The following is a 17378-nucleotide window of genomic DNA, read 5'->3' as shown; positions in this document are numbered from 1 at the left end:
GCCTACGGGCAGTGCACCAGCGTCTTCGCGCCGGAGCGGTCGATCTCGTGCTCGGTCATCGGCGCACCGCAGAGCGGACAGGCTCGTTCCGCGCGCTCCGCGGCGCTCGGCGGGGGCGTCTTCTCGTAGGGCCCGACCGAGGCCGGACCGGCGAGACGCACGAGGTTGGTGTTCACCCAGGTGTAAAGGCCCCCCGCTTCGCGGATTCGGGTGCGAAGAGGGGGGCGGCTGGAGTCGCGTGACATGTTCATTAGTGTACTAATGATTCGTGCAGATGTATAGTCAAGATCGTGACTGACACCGATGATCTGCTCCGGCTCGAGAACCAGCTCTGCTTCGCCGTGGTCACGGCGGCGCGGAATGTGGTGGCGATCTACCGGCCGATCCTCGAGCCGCTCGGGTTGACGCACCCGCAGTACCTGGTGATGCTCGCCCTGTGGGAGCGGTCGCCGCGGACCCTGAACGACCTCGCCGCCGACCTCGCGCTGGAGCCCGCGACCGCGTCGCCCCTCGTCAAGAGGCTCGAGGCCGACGGGCTGGTGACCCGCCAGCGAAGCAATGAGGACGAGCGCCGGCTGGAGATCACGCTCACCGACGCCGGAGCGGCGCTGCGTGCGAGGGCCGTGGACGTGCCGCATCGGGTGATGGCCGCCGTCGGGATGGGCATCGGCGAGATCGCCGCACTCCGGGACGGGCTCGGGGCCTTCGCGGGGCGGCGCTCCGAGCAGAGCTGAGCCGTCCGGGGGCCCGGGGGGAGCGGCCCGCTCGCCGTGACGACTCCGGGAAGCCCCCTCGCCGGGACCAGGCGTTGGGCGTTCTCGGAGCCGATGTCCGTGGCCCCTCGTAGACTTGTTCGGTGCCCATCGTCCCCGTTGCTTCCCCAGGAAAACTCAGTGTCCGCGGCGCCCGCGTGCACAATCTCAAGAACGTCGACATCGACATCCCTCGCGACTCGCTGGTGGTCTTCACCGGCCTCTCCGGATCGGGGAAGTCGAGCCTCGCCTTCGACACGATCTTCGCCGAGGGGCAGCGTCGGTACGTCGAGTCGCTGAGCGCCTACGCGCGGCAGTTCCTCGGCCAGGTCGACCGGCCGGACGTCGATTTCATCGAGGGGCTGAGCCCGGCGGTGTCGATCGATCAGAAGTCGACGAACCGCAATCCTCGGTCGACGGTCGGCACGATCACCGAGATCTACGACTACATGCGTCTGCTCTGGGCGCGCATCGGCGTTCCGCACTGTCCGGTGTGCGGAGAGAAGATCCAGCGTCAGACTGTCCAGCAGATCGCCGACCAGCTCATGGAGCTGCCGGAGCGTACCCGCTACCAGGTCGTCGCGCCGATCGTCTCGCAGAAGAAGGGCGAGTTCGTCGACCTGTTCCGGGAGCTCGGGGCGAAGGGGTACTCGCGGGCGATCGTCGACGGCGAGCTCATCCAGCTGGCCGAGCCTCCGACGCTCAAGAAGAGCTACAAGCACGACATCGCCGTGGTCGTCGACCGCCTCGTCGCCTCGCCGGACATCCTCGGACGCGTGACCGACTCGGTGGAGACCGCTCTCGGACTCGCCGGCGGTGTGGTGCAGATCAACTACGTCGACGGCGAGGGCGACGACGCCTGGCAGACCTTCTCGGAGAAGCTCGCGTGCCCCAACGGCCACGCGCTCACCCTCACCGAGATCGAGCCGCGCACGTTCTCCTTCAACGCGCCGTTCGGCGCCTGCCCCGCCTGCTCGGGCCTCGGCACCCGCATGTCGGTGGACGTGGACCTGATGCTCGGCGACGAAGACCTCTCGATCCGCGAGGGCGTCATCATCCCGTGGACCACCCAGGGCAAGGGCCTCTTCCAGTACTACGAGCGCCTGCTCGAAGGACTCTCCCGCGACCTCGACTTCTCCCTCGACACCCCGTGGCGCGAACTGCACTCCGACGTCAAGGAAGCGGTGCTGCGCGGAGAGAACTACAAGGTCACGGTCAAGTGGAAGAACCGCTACGGCCGTGAGATGCGCTATGCCTCCGGCTTCGAGGGCGTGGTGCCGTACATCGAGCGGCAGTACCTGCAGGCCGAGTCCGACACGCAGCGCAGCCGGTGGGGCGAGTACCTCCGCGAGGTCCCGTGCCCGGTCTGCAATGGCGACCGTCTCAAGCCCGAGGTGCTGGCCGTGCAGGTACACGGTCACTCCATCGCCGAGGTCTCGCACCTGAGCCTGGCCGATGCCCGGGCCTTCATGGAGAAGCTGCACCTCACCGACCGCGAGGCCAAGATCGCCGCCCAGGTGCTCCGTGAGATCCGCCTGCGCCTCGACTTCCTCCTCCAGGTCGGTCTGTCCTACCTGAACCTCAGCCGCTCGGCGGGCTCGCTGTCGGGTGGCGAGGCCCAGCGCATCCGCCTCGCCACGCAGATCGGCTCCGGCCTGACCGGCGTGCTCTACGTCCTCGATGAACCGTCGATCGGACTGCACCAGCGCGACAACCGCCGACTCATCGAGACGCTGCTCACGCTGCGCGACCTCGGGAACACCCTGATCGTCGTCGAGCACGACGAAGAGACGATCGAGGCCGCGGACTGGGTGGTCGATATCGGTCCCGGCGCGGGTGTGAACGGCGGAGCGGTGGTCCACTCCGGGCCGTACTCGGCGCTGCTCGCCGACACCGACTCCATGACCGGCGACTATCTCTCGGGCCGTCGAGAGATCCCGATGCCGGCGAAGCGCCGGAAGATCGACAAGAAGCGCATGCTGAGCGTGGTGGGCGCGCGCGCCAACAACCTCCGCAACGTCACGGCGGACTTCCCGCTCGGCGTCCTCACCGCGGTCACCGGCGTCAGCGGATCCGGGAAGTCGTCCCTGGTGAATGACATCCTGTACCAGGTGCTCGCGTCGCGGCTCAACGGCGCGCGAACGGTGCCGGGCAAGCACACCCGCGTGACCGGCCTCGACAACCTCGACAAGGTCGTGCACGTCGACCAGGCACCGATCGGCCGCACCCCGCGATCGAACCCGGCGACCTACACGGGCGTCTTCGACCGCATCCGCACGCTCTTCAGCGAGACGCCCGAGGCGAAGGTCCGCGGCTACCAGCCGGGCCGGTTCAGCTTCAACGTCAAGGGCGGACGCTGCGAGGCCTGCTCGGGTGACGGCACGATCAAGATCGAGATGAACTTCCTCCCGGACGTGTACGTGGACTGCGAGGTGTGCCACGGCAAGCGGTACAACCGCGACACCCTCGCCGTGCACTACAAGGGCAAGAACATCGCCGAGGTGCTGGAGATGCCCATCGAGGAGGCGGCCGAGTTCTTCGAGCCGATCCAGGCCATCCACCGCTACATGAAGACCCTCGTCGACGTGGGGCTGGGGTACGTGCGCCTCGGCCAGTCGGCGACCACGCTGTCCGGCGGTGAGGCGCAGCGCGTGAAGCTCGCGACCGAGCTCCAGCGCCGCAGCAACGGGCGGAGCATCTACGTGCTCGACGAGCCGACGACGGGTCTGCACTTCGAGGACGTGCGCAAGCTCCTCGAGGTGCTGAACGGTCTGGTCGACAAGGGCAACACGGTGATCGTGATCGAGCACAACCTCGACGTGATCAAGTCGGCCGACTGGGTGATCGACCTGGGTCCGGAGGGCGGTTCCGGCGGCGGCACGATCCTCGCCACCGGCACGCCGGAGCAGATCGCGCGGGTCGAGGAGAGCCACACCGGCCAGTTCCTCGCCGAGATCCTGGGTGAGGGGCGCTCTGCGCGGAAGGCCAGCTGATGGCCGACGTGCTGCCGTACAAGCCCCGGGCGGGCGAGATCCCGACCGACCCGGGGGTGTACCGGTTCCGCGATGCCAACGGCCGGGTGCTGTACGTCGGGAAGGCGAAGAACCTCCGTCAGCGGCTGTCGAACTACTTCGCTCCGCTGCGGACGCTGCATGAGCGCACGCGTCGGATGGTGACGACGGCGGCGTCGGTGGAGTGGACGGTCGTGCCCACCGACGTCGACTCCCTTCAGCTCGAGTACATGTGGATCAAGGAGTTCGATCCGCCGTTCAACGTCAAGTACCGGGACGACAAGTCCTACCCGTTCATGGCGGTCACGCTGGGGGACGAGGCGCCGCGGGTGCTCGTGACCCGGAACCGGAAGATCCCCGGAGCCCGCTACTTCGGTCCTTATCCGAAGGTGTGGGCGGTGCACGAGACCATCGACCTGATGATCAAAGCCTTCCCCATCCGCACCTGCAGCGACGCGAGCTACAAGCGGGCGATGCAGACGGGCCGCCCGTGCTTCCCGGGGCAGATCGGCAAGTGCGGCGGGCCGTGCTCGATGACGGTGTCGATCGAGGAGCACCGCGCCATGGTCGACGATTTCGTCGCTTTCATGGCGGGCGGTGACGAACGCTTCACCCGCGAGCTCACGCAGCGCATGCTCGCCGCGTCGGCGGCCATGGACTACGAGGCGGCCGCGAAGTACCGGGACAAGCTCTCGGCGATCGAGGCCGTGCTCGGCAAGAGCGCCCTCGTGCTGCCGGCGGACGAGGACGCCGACCTGTTCGGCATCGCCGAGGACGAGCTCGCGGCCGCGGTGCAGCACTTCGTCATCCGCGGCGGTCGTGTCCGAGGGGTCCGGGCTCTGACGATCGAGAAGGAGATCGACATCTCCGGCGGGGAGCTCGTGGAGCAGGTCCTCCAGCAGGCGTACGGGGAGGCGCAGGACGTGCCACGTCGCATCCTCGTCCCTGTGCTTCCCGACGACGCCTCCGAGCTGGAGGCGTGGCTGCGTGAACGTCGAGGCCGGAAGGTCGAGATCGCGGTGGCGCACCGCGGCCAGCGGGCCGACCTCATGCGCACGGCCACCCTGAACGCCCAGCAGGCGCTGATCAGGCACAAGACGCGTCGGACGAGCGACTACGTCGCGCGCACGCAGGCGCTGACCGATCTGCAGGAAGCGCTGGGCATGGAGGAGGCGCCCCTCCGGATCGAGTGCTTCGACATCTCGCACCTCGGGGGCACGAACGTGGTCGCTTCCATGGTCGTGTTCGAGGATGGGCTGCCGCGGAAGGACCAGTACCGCACCTTCAACATCGCGGAGACCACCGACGACACCGACTCCATGTACCAGGTGCTGCGGCGTCGGCTCGCCTACCTCGACCGCCCGGAGGAGCAGGAGACCGTCGACCCCACCACCGACGACGTGGTCGCGGAAGACGTCGGCGAGGCGGGTGTGCGCCGGAAGCCCCGGTTCGCCTACCCGCCGCAGCTGCTGCTCGTGGACGGCGGGCAGCCCCAGGTCGAGGCCGCAGCTCGAGCCCTCCGCGACGCGGGACACACCGAGATCGCCGTCTGCGGCATCGCCAAGCGCCTGGAGGAGATCTGGCTTCCGGGAGACGACTTCCCGGTCATCCTCCCGCGGACCAGCGAATCTCTCTACCTGCTCCAGCGGCTTCGCGATGAGGCGCATCGATTCGCCATCACGCACCAGCGGAAGAAGCGCAAGAAGGACATCACGACGGTGCTCGCCGAGGTGCCCGGTCTGGGGGCGTCGCGGATCAAGGTCCTGCTGAAGCACTTCGGCTCGGTCACGGCGCTGCGCGCCGCCGAACCCCACCAGATCCAGGAGGTCCAGGGGATCGGACCGGTGCTGGCCCAGAACATCCATACGCACCTGTCCACTCGCTAGGCTGGGAGGCCGAGGGGGAGAAGGAGCAGTGAGTAGCGATGTCTGACGGGGAGAAGGGCGAGTTCCTCATCGTCACCGGGATGTCCGGCGCGGGGCGCACCACGGTGGCCAATGCGCTCGAGGATCTCGGCTGGTACGTCGTGGACAACCTGCCGCCGCAGATTCTTCGTCCGCTGCTCGACCTCACCGGCATGGGCGGGGATTCGCTCCCGAAGGTCGCCGCGGTGGTCGACGTCCGCGGTCGCAACCTCTTCGACGACTTCCCCGAGGTGGCGCGTGTGCTGCGCACCCGGGGATCGATCCGCGTGCTGTTCCTCGATGCGTCCGACGACGTCCTCGTCCGTCGGTTCGAGGCGGTGCGTCGCCCCCACCCGCTCCAGGGCGATGGGACGCTCCTCGACGGCATCCGCACCGAGCGCACCCGGCTGGCGCCGATCCGCGAGGCCGCAGACCTCGTGATCGACACCACGGCGTTGAACATCCACCAGCTGGCGACGAAGGTGTCCGACATCTTCTCCGAGGAGGGGGAGGCCCGGCACCGGGTCACGCTGCTCAGCTTCGGATTCAAGTACGGGCTCCCCACCGATGTCGACGTCGTCGCCGACATGCGCTTCCTGCCGAACCCGTACTGGAACGAAGACCTGCGCGGACTCACGGGGCAGGATGAGACGGTACGCGAATACGTGCTCTCTCGCGACGGCGCGGAGGAGTTCCTCGACGCCTACGCGAAGGCTCTCGTGCCCGTCCTCGAGGGGTACCAGCGCGAGAACAAGAGCCACTCCACGATCGCCATCGGGTGCACGGGAGGCAAGCACCGTTCGGTCGCGATGTCCGAGGAGCTCGCCCGTCGACTGGCGGGAATCCCGGGCGTCGCGGTCAACGTCCGCCACCGTGACCTCGGCAGGGAATAGGCCCCCGAGCGAGTAAGCTGGAGGTTTGCGTCGCGACCCGGCGCGTGAACGTGAAGGAGTCTCGTGGCACTAACCACCGACGTCAAGGCTGAGCTCGTCAGCATCCGCAATGCACCCCCGACGGTGCGCGTCGCTGAGGTGACGGCCATCCTCCGGTTCGCCGGTGGTCTGCACTCCATCGCCGGCCGGGTGGCGGTGGAAGCGGAGGTCGATGCCGAGACCCTCGCCCGCCGCGTGGCTCGTGACCTCGCCGAGATCTACGGCGTCCGTCCGGAGATCGCCCAGGTGCAGTCGAGCACCGCCAACGACGGCGCCCGCTGGGCGGTGCGCGTCATCGCGCAGGGGGAGACCCTGGCCCGCCAGACCGGGCTTCTCGACCAGCGTCGCCGCCCGGTCCGCGGACTCCCGAACCGCCTTACCACGGGTTCCCGTGCGGAGGTCGCCGGCCTCTGGCGCGGGGCGTTCCTCGCCGCGGGGACGCTCAGCGAGCCGGGCCGCTCCGCCATGCTCGAGGTCGCCTGCCCGTCGTCCGAGGCGGCCATGGCGCTCGTGGGTGCCGCTCACCGTCTCGGCGTCGCTGCGAAGGCCCGCGAGGTCCGTGGGCTTCCCCGCGTAGTCGTCCGCGAGGGCGAGGCCATCCGCACCATTCTCAGCGAGATGGGCGCCCAGCGCACCGCCCTCGCCTGGGAGGAGCTGCGACAGCGCCGCGAGGTGCGCGCCGGCGTGAACAGGCTCGTCAACTTCGACGATGCGAACCTCCGCCGTTCCGCGCAGGCGGCCGTGGCGGCATGCGCCCGGGTCGAGCGTGCTCTCGAGATCCTGGCCGACGAGGTGCCCGACCACCTCCGTGTCGCCGGCGAGCTCCGCCTCGCGCACCGTGACGCCAGCCTCGACGAGCTGGGGCACCACGCCGACCCTCCGCTCACCAAGGACGCCGTGGCCGGCCGCATCCGCCGGCTGCTGGCGATGGCGGACAAGCGTGCGCAGCAGGAGGGCATCCCGGGGACCGAGGCCGCCGTCCCCGCAGGGCTCGACGTCTGACCCGGTGACGCCGCCCTGGACGGCGTGTCAACCCCTGGAAGGATCCGGACACCCGAGGCGTTGTCGTCAGTAGGATGAAAGTCGTCCGCTCTCCGTCGCACATCGGCGACGCGGAGCATCGGCAAGCGCCGCGGCGCGGCGCGGATTGGATGAATGCGATATGGCAACCTACACGCTCCCCGACCTTCCCTACGACTTCGCCGCTCTCGAGCCGCACATCAGCGGCAAGATCATGGAGCTGCACCACGACAAGCACCACGCGACGTATGTCGCAGGCGCCAACACCGCCCTGGAGCAGCTGGCCGAGGCCCGCGAGAGCGGCAACCTCGCGAACGTGAACAAGCTCGAGAAGGACCTCGCGTTCAACCTCGGCGGCCACGTCAACCACTCGATCTTCTGGACGAACCTCTCGCCGAACGGCGGCGGTCAGCCCGAGGGCGAGCTCAAGGCGGCCATCGACGAGTACTTCGGCTCCTTCGAGAAGTTCCAGGCGCACTTCACCGCCGCCGCCACCGGGATCCAGGGTTCCGGCTGGGCCGTCCTGAGCTGGGACTCGATCGGCTCGCGCCTCATCATCCAGCAGCTCTTCGACCAGCAGTCGAACACCGCGCAGGGCACCATCCCGCTGTTCCAGCTGGACATGTGGGAGCACGCCTTCTACCTCGACTACCTCAACGTGAAGGCCGACTACGTCAAGGCCGCGTGGAACATCGCCAACTGGGAGAACGTCGCCCAGCGCCTCGAGGTCGCCCGTCAGCAGACGAACGGCCTGCTGGTACTGTCGTAATCGGGTCGCGTCCCGGCGGGCCCACGGCTCGTCGGGGCGCCATCTCAGCCAAAAAACCCGCGCATGGCGCACGCTCGACGGCGGCGCTCGGCGCATGAGAAACAGGGAGACCTGAGTGTCTGTCAAGATCGGTATCAACGGCTTCGGCCGCATCGGACGCAACTACTTCCGCGCAGTTCTCGCGCAGGGAGCAGACCTTGAGATCGTCGCGGTCAACGACCTCACCGACAACAAGACCCTGGCACACCTGCTGAAGTACGACTCGGTCAGCGGTGTCCTCGACGCCGAGATCACGTACGACGACGACAGCATCAGCGTCGACGGCAAGGAGATCAAGGCCTTCGCAGAGCGTGACCCCGCCAACCTCCCGTGGGGCGAGCTGGGCGTGGACATCGTCATCGAGTCCACCGGCTTCTTCACCAACGCCGACGCCGCGCGCAAGCACATCGACGCGGGTGCGAAGAAGGTCGTCATCTCGGCTCCGGCCACGGGTGACGACCGCACCATCGTCATGGGCGTGAACGAGGAGACGTACAACCCGGAGACGGACCACATCATCTCCAACGCCTCCTGCACCACGAACTGCCTCGCGCCGCTGGCCAAGGTGTTCAACGACGCCTTCGGCATCGACCGCGGCTTCATGATGACGGCCCACGCGTACACCGCCGACCAGAACCTGCAGGACGGCCCCCACAAGGACCTCCGCCGCGCCCGTGCCGCCGCGATCAACATCACGCCGGCCTCGACGGGGGCCGCGAAGGCCATCGGCCTCGTCCTCCCGGAGCTGAACGGCAAGCTCAGCGGCTCGTCGTACCGCGTGCCGGTCCCCACGGGCTCGATCGTCGACCTCACCCTCATCACGGATCGCGAGAACCTCACGGTGGACGAGGTCAACGAGGCCTACAAGAAGGCTGCGGCCGAGGGCCGTCTGGCCGGGTACCTGCAGTACAACGAGGACCCGATCGTGTCGAGCGACATCGTGCACAACCCGCACTCGTCGATCTTCGACTCCACGCTCACCAACGTCAGCGGCAACCTGATCAAGGTCTCGAGCTGGTACGACAACGAGTGGGGCTACTCCAACCGTCTCGTCGACCTGACCGAGTACGTCGCCGAGCGCATCTGAGCTCCGCCACATGACTCTGCGCACCCTGGACTCACTGGGTTCGCTCGAGGGCAAGCGCGTCATCGTCCGTTGTGATCTGAACGTCCCCTTGCGGGACGGGGTCATCACGGACGATGGCCGTGTCCGCGCCTCGCTGCCGACCCTGAAGACCCTCATCGACGCGGGCGCCCGCGTCGTCGTCTGCTCGCACCTCGGCCGCCCCGACGGCGCCCCCGACCCGCAGTACAGCCTCGCGCCGGTCGCCCAGCGGCTGTCCGAGCTGCTCGGCGCGCCGGTCGCCTTCGCGGGCGACACGGTCGGTGAGGCCGCGAAGGATGCCGTGGCGTCCCTCGAGAACGGTCAGGTCGTCGTGATCGAGAACCTCCGATTCAACCCCGGGGAGACCTCGAAGGACGACGCCGAGCGCGGTGCCTTCGCGGCGCAGCTCGCGGAGCTGGGCGACGTGCTCGTCTCCGACGGCTTCGGCGTCGTGCACCGCAAGCAGGCGAGCGTCTACGACCTCGCGAAGCTGCTGCCCTCGGCGGCCGGCCTCCTGATCGCGACCGAGCTCGACGTGCTCGACCGCTTGACGGAGAACCCGGAGCGGCCGTACGCGGTCGTGCTCGGCGGGTCCAAGGTGAGCGACAAGCTCGGAGTCATTTCCCACCTGCTGCCGCGGGTGGACCGCATCCTCGTCGGCGGCGGCATGCTCTTCACCTTCCTGAAGGCGCAGGGCCATGCCGTCGCGTCGAGCCTCCTTGAGGAGGACCAGCTCGACACCGTCCGCGGGTACATCGCCGAAGCGGCGGAGCGCGGCGTGGAGCTCGTGCTCCCCACCGATGTGGTGGTCGCCGCATCCTTCGGCGCCGAGGCGGACCACGAGGTGGCTGCCGCGGACGCGATCGAGGAGACGGCGTTCGGCTCGTCGGGCATCGGCCTCGACATCGGACCGGAGACCGCGGCGCGCTTCGCCGAGGTCATCCGCGGATCGAAGACGGTGTTCTGGAACGGCCCGATGGGCGTGTTCGAGTTCCCGGCCTTCGCCGCGGGCACCAAGGCGGTCGCGCAGGCGCTGACCGAGGTCGACGGCCTCAGTGTGGTCGGTGGCGGCGACTCCGCCGCAGCCGTCCGCCAGCTCGGATTCACCGACGACCAGTTCGGGCACATCTCGACCGGCGGCGGTGCGAGCCTCGAATTCCTCGAGGGCAAGAAACTACCTGGGCTGGAGGTCCTCGGATGGGCGTGAGCTCCCGTACCCCGCTGATCGCGGGCAACTGGAAGATGAACCTGGATCACCTGCAGGCGGTGGCGTTCGTGCAGAAGCTGCACTGGACGCTGAAGGACGCCAAGCACGAGGACGGCTCCGTGGAGGTGGCGGTCTTCCCGCCCTTCACCGATATCCGCAGCGTGCAGACGCTGATCGACGCGGACAAGATCCCGTTCGCGTTCGGTGCGCAGGACGTCTCGGCGCACGACTCCGGTGCGTACACCGGCGAGATCTCCGGGGCGTTCCTGGCGAAGCTCGACGCGAAGTACGTCATCATCGGACACTCCGAGCGTCGCGAGTATCACGCCGAGTCCGACGAGATCGTGGCCGGCAAGGTGAAGGCTGCGCTCAAGCACGGCCTCTCCCCGGTGATCTGCGTCGGCGAGACGGCGGAGGACCTGGAGAAGTTCGGTGCCAGCGCGGTTCCGGCCGGACAGCTCGAGGTCGCCCTTCAGGGCGTCTCCCCGTCCGCTGACATCGTCGTGGCGTATGAGCCCGTCTGGGCCATCGGATCGGGCCAGGCGGCCACCCCGCAGCAGGCGCAGGACGTCTGCGCGGCGCTCCGCGGTGTGATCGCGAAGGTCCTCGGCGACGAGGCGGCGGCCCGCACCCGCATCCTCTACGGCGGATCGGTCAAGGCGGCGAACATCGCCAGCTTCATGCGCGAGCCCGACGTGGACGGCGCTCTGGTCGGCGGCGCGAGCCTCGTCGTCGACGAGTTCGCGGCGATCATCCGCTTCGAGAAGCACGTCGGCGTGTGAGTGCGGCGGGGCTTCGGCCCCGCTGCACCGTATACTTGACCGTTACGGGGGCGCTCCGGCCCCAGCGAAAGGCTCTTTCCGTGGCAATTCTCGAGTTCGTCCTGCAGGTCGTGCTGGGCATCACCAGCGTCCTGCTGACTCTCCTCATCCTCTTGCACAAGGGTCGCGGCGGCGGCCTGTCCGACATGTTCGGTGGCGGCATGACCACTGCGGTCGGCTCCTCCGGTCTCGCGGAGCGGAACCTGAACCGCTTCACCGTCGTCCTGGCGCTCACGTGGTTCATCGCCATCGTGGCGCTCGGCCTCATCACGAAGTTCGAGGTGATCTGATGGCTACCGGTGGAAACGCGATCCGCGGTACCCGTGTCGGTTCCGGTCCCATGGGGGAGCAGGACCACGGCTACCACGCCGACCGCATCGCGGTGTCGTACTGGGACGGTCTCGGCAACGAGACGGTCCGCTACTTCGCCGCCGGTCTCCCCGAGGAGGAGATCCCGGAGATCATCGATCACCCGCAGTCGGGTCTTCCGGCCGGGCGGGATAAGGAGAACCCTCCCGCGGTCGCCAAGGCCGAGCCGTACAAGACGCACCTGGCCTACGTGAAGGAGCGTCGCACGGACGAGGAGGCCGTCCAGCTCCTGGAGGACGCCCTCACCCAGCTCCGCGAGCGTCGGGGTCAGTGACCGCCGACTGAGCGAGAGGAGAAGCCGCCGTGGCGACCACGGCGGCTTCTTCCGTCTCAGCGGCAGCCGGCCGCCGCGTCGATGTAGTTCTGCGGGGGATACCCGTAGGCCCAGACCCCGTTCGCATCGTCCGTGAAGCCCATGCTGATCGCCCAAGCCGTCGCCCACTTCTCGATGCTGTCCTGGGTGGATGAGTCGTACAGGTCCTGACATTTGACGCTGATGGCGTGGCCCACCTCGTGGGCGACGAGCGCCTTGCTGCGTTCCGCTGGCCACTGCTCCGCGACCGAGTCCGACAGCTCGATGACTGCGCGTCCCGGCGTGTCCCACCACCAGGTCGTGTATCCGCCCATGCTGCCGTTGTACCCGGCGCCGTTGACGACGGGGGCCCAGTCGAACTCCAGCAGGACCCCGGGGGCGAGGGACCGGGCGAAGGCCTCGATCGCCAGTCGGGCGGCGCGGAGCGGTCCCGCCTTCTCCGCCAGTTCCGCATTCTCCGCCGAGACGACCGCGGTCGCCGCCTTCTGCAGGGCGACGTAGGCCGCCGCGGCCGCGTCGTCGACCTCGGTGACGGCGAGGGCATCCGCGGCGGCTCCGCGCAGAGCGATCACGGCGGCGTTGCGGGTCGACGGATGCGCGCTCTCGAAGGCACCGGCGGCCTCGGCTGCGGCGGTGAGCACGGCCACGCCGTTCGTCCGGACCGCGTCCACGCTCGCGGCGGCGGACGTGGAGGCACTGTCCATCGACTCGGCGACGTCGCGCAGGATGCTCTGGTCCTCGGCGAGACGGCTCGTCGCGGCGAAGAGGTCCCAGAACCAGCCGGGTTTCGTCTCGTCTGCCGGGAGTCGCGTCGCGAGGACGTCCTCGGCCTCGGCGCCGGTGGCCTCGCCCTCCGCCACGGCGGAGTCCAGGGCCGCCCAGAGGTCCTCGGGAACGGCGAGGGCGGGCGCGCCGGTGTCGATGATGACGTGGCCGGCATCCGTCGCCGTGATCAGATCGGCGGTCCGCTGCCGGAGTTCCGTCTGCTGGGCGGTCACCGATCGAGTGGCGTCCTCGACCCCGCTGGCGGCCTCGTCATATCCCTGGTTCGCGACAAGCTGCGTGATGCCGAGACCCGTCAACACCGCGACCGTGCCGACGGTGCCGGCGAGGACGCCCCTGAGCCGTCGCCGGTCACGCGGCGATCGTGGCGGGACGGGAGCGGAGGAGACGACGGGAGGGAGACGGTGCCCGCCCGGAGCCGGCCCCGAGGCGGTCGCAGCCACCGACGGGGGAGGGACGGTCACGAGGCGCTCATCTCGGCAGGCCTTCCGGTCGGGAGCTGATCCTGTCAGCGTATTCGACCGAGGTGACGACGTGGAGGGGGTGACGGGAATCGAACCCGCGCAATCAGTTTGGAAGACTGAGACTCTACCATTGAGCTACACCCCCGGAACCGGAGTCCGGACTCCATCGATCATAGCGGACGGTCGGGCGTGCTCCTGTCCGTTAGACTCGATGGGGCTGAATCTGCGTGCGGATTCCCCGGGGCGTAGCTCAGCTTGGTAGAGCGCCCGCTTTGGGAGCGGGAGGTCGCAGGTTCAACTCCTGTCGCCCCGACTCGACCCCACGACCTTCCAGCCGCGTTCCGCGCGGAAACCACAAGGAGAACACACCAGCATGGCGAACAGCACCGTCGAGAAGCTGACCCCGACCCGGGTCAAGCTCACCATCACGGTCACCCCGGACGACCTCAAGCCCAGCATCGCGCACGCCTACGAGCACATCGCGCAGGACGTCCAGATCCCCGGCTTCCGCAAGGGCAAGGTGCCCGCTCCGATCATCGACCAGCGCATCGGCCGCGGCGCCGTCATCGAACACGCCGTGAACGAGGGCCTGGACAAGTTCTTCCGCGAGGCGACCGCCGAGCACAAGCTCCGCATCGTCGGCCGCCCGTCGGCCGAGATCACGCAGTGGCCGAACGAGAAGGACTTCTCGGGCGACCTCCTCGTCGACGTCGAGGTCGACGTCCGCCCGGAGATCGAACTGCCCGACTACGCGGGCATCACCCTCGAGGTCGACGCCGTGGAGGCCGACGAGGCCGCCCTCGACGCGGAGCTGGAGAACATGCGCGCCCGCTTCGGCACGCTCATCCCCGTCGACCGCCCCGCGGCCACGGGCGACTTCGTCGAGCTGGACCTCGTCGCCACCATCGACGGCGCCGAGATCGACCGCGCCGAGGGCGTCTCGTACGAGATCGGCTCCGGCGAGCTCCTCGAGGGCATCGACGACGCGATCGAGTCGCTCACCGCCGGTGAGGACACCACCTTCCGCTCCGCCCTCGTCGGCGGCGACCACGCCGGCAAGGAGGCGGAGGTCTCCGTCACCGTCAAGGCGGTCAAGGAGCGCGAGCTCCCCGAGGCCGACGACGAGTTCGCGCAGATCGCGAGCGAGTTCGACACGATCGCCGAGCTGCGCGACAGCCTGCGCGAGCGCGTGGAGCAGCAGGGCGTCTTCACGCAGGGCTCCGCCGCCCGCGACAAGCTCGTCGAGACGCTGCTCGCGCAGATCGAGATCCCCGTCCCGCCGCAGCTCATCGAGGACGAGGTGCACAACCACCTCGAGGGCGAGGGTCGTCTCGAGGACGACGTGCACCGCGCCGAGGTGACCGAGGCCAGCGAGAAGCAGTTCCGCACGCAGGTGCTGCTCGACACGATCGCCGAGCAGGCCGACGTGCAGGTCTCGCAGGAGGAGCTCTCGCAGTACCTCATTCAGTCCGCCGCGCAGTACGGCATGGCGCCGCAGGAGTTCGTGGAGGCGCTGCAGTCCTCGAACCAGCTCCCCGCGCTGGTCGGCGAGGTCGCCCGGAACAAGGCGCTCGCGATCGCCCTGGGCAAGGTCAAGGTCGTGGACACCAACGGCAAGGCCGTCGACCTCTCCGACTTCGTCGTGACCGACGACGAGGCCGAGGCCGAGGGCGAGAAGGCCCCCGAGGCCGAGGAGAAGCCGGCCGCGAAGAAGAAGGCCCCCGCCAAGAAGCCGGCCGCCAAGAAGGACGCCGACGCGGACGAGAAGCCCGCCGCGGAGAAGAAGCCCGCCGCCAAGAAGCCGGCGGCGAAGAAGGCTCCGGCCAAGAAGGACGCCGACGCCGCCGAGTGATCGGCATAGTCGAGTGAAGAGGGCGGGTGCTGCGGCATCCGCCCTCTTTCTCATCGAGGGAAGGATCACGGGATGACGAGCTGGGACGATCGCATCGAGCAGGTGTGGGCGGAGGCCTCCGGAGAGGAGGTCGGCGACGAGACGATCGCCCGCATCGACGCTCTCGCCGCCGAACGGGGTGCAGACGACGCCCGGGCCGAGTTCGAGCGCGCCGGTGCTCGCGATTCCGCGGGACGCCCGGCGGAGGCCGTAGAGCTGTACCGCCGCGCTCTGGCCCTTGGCCTCGACGAGGAGCATCGCCCCCAGTGTGTGATCCAGCTCGCGAGCTCGCTGCGCAACCTCGGAGACTACGACGAGGCGCTACGGGTGATCCGCGCCGAGGAGGAACTGGCGGCGGACGGGCCGTATCGCGACGCGGTCGCGGTGGTGCACGCCCTCATCCTCGCGAGCGCCGGCCGGCCCGCTCAGGGCCTGTCGGTTGCCATCCTCGCGCTCGTCCCGCACCTGCCGCGCTATCACCGGTCGATGACGGCGTACGCGCACGAGATCGCCGCCAGCGACACCTGATATGCCGACGGCGAACACGACCTAGGGGCTGTGCGCGCGCCGGTAGATTCGAATCACTGAAACACGGAAGCAGGAGCTGACATGGCTGAACCCCTCGTCGCGACAAGCGTCTTCGACAGGTTGCTGAAGGACCGCATCATCTGGCTCGGCTCGGAGGTGCGAGACGACAACGCCAACGAGATCTGCGCGAAGATCCTCCTTCTCGCCGCCGAAGACTCCGAGAAGGACATCTACCTCTACATCAACTCGCCCGGCGGGTCGATCACCGCGGGCATGGCGATCTACGACACGATGCAGTTCGTGCCGAACGACATCGTCACCGTCGGCATCGGCATGGCCGCGTCCATGGGACAGCTGCTGCTGACCAGCGGCACCAAGGGCAAGCGCTACATCACGCCGAACGCCCGCGTGCTGCTGCACCAGCCGCACGGCGGCTTCGGCGGCACGGCGAGCGACATCCAGACCCAGGCGCAGCTCATCCTGTCGATGAAGAAGCGCCTCGCCGAGATCACCGCCTCGCAGACCGGCAAGCCCGTCGAGCAGATCAACGCCGACGGCGACCGCGACCGCTGGTTCACGGCGGAGGAGGCCCTCGAGTACGGCTTCGTCGACCACATCCGCGAGCACGCCAGCGACGTCACCGGCGGCGGCGGCACGGGCGTCGAGTAAGGATTCGAGAGGACACCATGTACACACCCACGTTCCAGTCCGCCGGAAACCTGCCCTCCAGCCGTTATGTGCTGCCGCAGTTCGAGGAGCGCACCGCCTACGGCTTCAAGCGCCAGGACCCGTACAACAAGCTGTTCGAAGACCGCGTGATCTTCCTCGGCGTGCAGGTCGACGACGCGTCGGCCGACGACGTCATGGCGCAGCTCCTCGTCCTGGAGAGCCAGGACTCCGAGCGCGACATCACCATGTACATCAACTCGCCCGGTGGCTCCTTCACCGCGATGACGGCGATCTACGACACGATGCAGTACGTCGCGCCGCAGATCCAGACCGTCGTGCTCGGCCAGGCGGCCTCGGCCGCCTCCGTGCTGCTCGCGGCGGGTGCCCCCGGCAAGCGTCTCGCGCTGCCGAACGCCCGCGTGCTGATGCACCAGCCGGCGATGGGGGAGGCCGGACACGGTCAGGCCTCCGACATCGAGATCCAGGCGGCGGAGATCCTCCGCATGCGCACCTGGCTGGAGGAGACCATGGCCCGTCACACCGGCAAGCCGGTCGAGCAGGTCAATCGCGACATCGATCGCGACAAGATCCTCTCGGCCAACGAGGCGCTGGAGTACGGCATCGTCGACCAGGTGCTCACCTCGCGCAAGCGCGCGTAGTCCGCATCCGCAGAAGAGGACGCCCGTCGGTCGACGGGCGTCCTCTTCGCGTCTCCGGCGGATGCGCGCGGGAGGATAGCGCGAGTGCGCATATGAGCAGGTGGGTGCGCGAACGCTGAATCCGGCTTACCCTGGAGGAGGA

Annotated in this window: 17 protein-coding genes and 2 tRNA genes; 16 read left to right on the top strand and 3 right to left on the bottom strand. The window is 68.6% G+C overall.

The window, feature by feature from the left end:
* Nucleotides 1–2: 2 nt before the first annotated feature.
* Complete coding sequence (locus BK819_RS13485) at nucleotides 3–251, bottom strand: hypothetical protein (protein ID WP_071329588.1); 249 nt, start codon at nucleotides 249–251, stop codon at nucleotides 3–5.
* A gap of 39 nt (nucleotides 252–290) precedes the next feature.
* On the opposite strand from BK819_RS13485, the gene BK819_RS13480 reads away from it, so the two are divergent.
* The 11 genes from BK819_RS13480 to BK819_RS13430 all read left to right on the top strand — a co-directional run bounded on the left by BK819_RS13480 (nucleotide 291) and on the right by BK819_RS13430 (nucleotide 12203).
* Entirely contained in the window at nucleotides 291–734 is a 444-nt protein-coding gene (locus tag BK819_RS13480) for a MarR family winged helix-turn-helix transcriptional regulator (protein ID WP_071329587.1), read from the top strand.
* A gap of 122 nt (nucleotides 735–856) precedes the next feature.
* Nucleotides 857–3745 (top strand): excinuclease ABC subunit UvrA, encoded by a 2889-nt coding sequence (gene uvrA / locus BK819_RS13475; RefSeq protein ID WP_060921194.1) that lies wholly within the window; start codon nucleotides 857–859, stop codon nucleotides 3743–3745.
* Entirely contained in the window at nucleotides 3745–5649 is a 1905-nt protein-coding gene (gene uvrC, locus BK819_RS13470; protein ID WP_071329586.1) for an excinuclease ABC subunit UvrC, read from the top strand. Before uvrA ends, uvrC begins: the two co-directional genes overlap by 1 nt.
* Nucleotides 5650–5687: 38 nt before the next feature.
* A complete protein-coding gene (rapZ, locus tag BK819_RS13465; RefSeq protein ID WP_060921192.1) occupies nucleotides 5688–6560 on the top strand; it encodes an RNase adapter RapZ in 873 nt (290 codons plus the stop codon).
* Between the two features lie 63 nt (nucleotides 6561–6623).
* Entirely contained in the window at nucleotides 6624–7601 is a 978-nt protein-coding gene (gene whiA / locus BK819_RS13460; RefSeq protein WP_060921191.1) for a DNA-binding protein WhiA, read from the top strand.
* Nucleotides 7602–7761: 160 nt separating this feature from the next.
* Nucleotides 7762–8388 (top strand): superoxide dismutase, encoded by a 627-nt coding sequence (locus BK819_RS13455; protein WP_025105027.1) that lies wholly within the window; start codon nucleotides 7762–7764, stop codon nucleotides 8386–8388.
* A 115-nt stretch (nucleotides 8389–8503) separates the two neighbouring features.
* Nucleotides 8504–9514 carry a type I glyceraldehyde-3-phosphate dehydrogenase gene (gap, locus tag BK819_RS13450; RefSeq protein ID WP_071329585.1) on the top strand — a complete coding sequence of 337 codons (1011 nt, stop codon included), beginning with the start codon at nucleotides 8504–8506 and terminating at the stop codon, nucleotides 9512–9514.
* A 10-nt stretch (nucleotides 9515–9524) separates the two neighbouring features.
* Nucleotides 9525–10739, top strand: coding sequence for a phosphoglycerate kinase (pgk, locus tag BK819_RS13445; RefSeq protein ID WP_071329584.1), 1215 nt, complete (start codon nucleotides 9525–9527; stop codon nucleotides 10737–10739).
* Nucleotides 10730–11521, top strand: a complete 792-nt coding sequence (gene tpiA, locus BK819_RS13440) for a triose-phosphate isomerase (RefSeq protein ID WP_071329583.1) — start codon at nucleotides 10730–10732, stop codon at nucleotides 11519–11521. Before pgk ends, tpiA begins: the two co-directional genes overlap by 10 nt.
* An 80-nt stretch (nucleotides 11522–11601) precedes the next feature.
* Nucleotides 11602–11850 (top strand): preprotein translocase subunit SecG, encoded by a 249-nt coding sequence (gene secG / locus BK819_RS13435; RefSeq protein WP_025105023.1) that lies wholly within the window; start codon nucleotides 11602–11604, stop codon nucleotides 11848–11850.
* Nucleotides 11850–12203: an RNA polymerase-binding protein RbpA gene (locus BK819_RS13430; RefSeq protein WP_025105022.1), complete on the top strand. Its 354-nt coding sequence runs from the start codon at nucleotides 11850–11852 to the stop codon at nucleotides 12201–12203. The genes secG and BK819_RS13430 overlap by 1 nt, the downstream gene beginning before the upstream one ends.
* 56 nt (nucleotides 12204–12259) lie before the next feature.
* On the opposite strand, the gene BK819_RS13425 is transcribed toward BK819_RS13430, so the two are convergent.
* Together BK819_RS13425 and BK819_RS13420 are read right to left on the bottom strand one after the other, a co-directional pair.
* Nucleotides 12260–13489 carry a hypothetical protein gene (locus tag BK819_RS13425; RefSeq protein ID WP_071329582.1) on the bottom strand — a complete coding sequence of 410 codons (1230 nt, stop codon included), beginning with the start codon at nucleotides 13487–13489 and terminating at the stop codon, nucleotides 12260–12262.
* Nucleotides 13490–13560: 71 nt separating this feature from the next.
* Nucleotides 13561–13634, bottom strand: a tRNA-Gly gene (locus tag BK819_RS13420).
* Nucleotides 13635–13728: 94 nt separating this feature from the next.
* On the opposite strand from BK819_RS13420, the gene BK819_RS13415 reads away from it, so the two are divergent.
* The 5 genes from BK819_RS13415 to BK819_RS13395 all read left to right on the top strand — a co-directional run bounded on the left by BK819_RS13415 (nucleotide 13729) and on the right by BK819_RS13395 (nucleotide 17236).
* A tRNA-Pro gene (locus BK819_RS13415) sits at nucleotides 13729–13802 on the top strand.
* A gap of 60 nt (nucleotides 13803–13862) precedes the next feature.
* Nucleotides 13863–15341, top strand: a complete 1479-nt coding sequence (tig, locus tag BK819_RS13410) for a trigger factor (protein ID WP_071329581.1) — start codon at nucleotides 13863–13865, stop codon at nucleotides 15339–15341.
* A gap of 72 nt (nucleotides 15342–15413) precedes the next feature.
* On the top strand, nucleotides 15414–15908 hold the full coding sequence (locus BK819_RS13405) for a tetratricopeptide repeat protein (RefSeq protein WP_071329580.1): 495 nt from the start codon (nucleotides 15414–15416) through the stop codon (nucleotides 15906–15908).
* An 81-nt stretch (nucleotides 15909–15989) separates the two neighbouring features.
* The gene (locus BK819_RS13400; protein WP_025105018.1) at nucleotides 15990–16577 is read left to right on the top strand and encodes an ATP-dependent Clp protease proteolytic subunit; all 588 of its coding nucleotides are present in this window, start codon (nucleotides 15990–15992) and stop codon (nucleotides 16575–16577) included.
* Between the two features lie 17 nt (nucleotides 16578–16594).
* Nucleotides 16595–17236 carry an ATP-dependent Clp protease proteolytic subunit gene (locus tag BK819_RS13395; protein WP_025105017.1) on the top strand — a complete coding sequence of 214 codons (642 nt, stop codon included), beginning with the start codon at nucleotides 16595–16597 and terminating at the stop codon, nucleotides 17234–17236.
* The last annotated feature ends 142 nt before the right edge of the window (nucleotides 17237–17378 follow it).

It is taken from the genome of Microbacterium sp. LCT-H2 (assembly GCF_001866135.1).
Lineage (GTDB): Bacteria > Actinomycetota > Actinomycetes > Actinomycetales > Microbacteriaceae > Microbacterium.
Note: the sequence above shows the minus strand (reverse complement) of the source record. Positions and strands in the feature narration are given on the sequence as shown.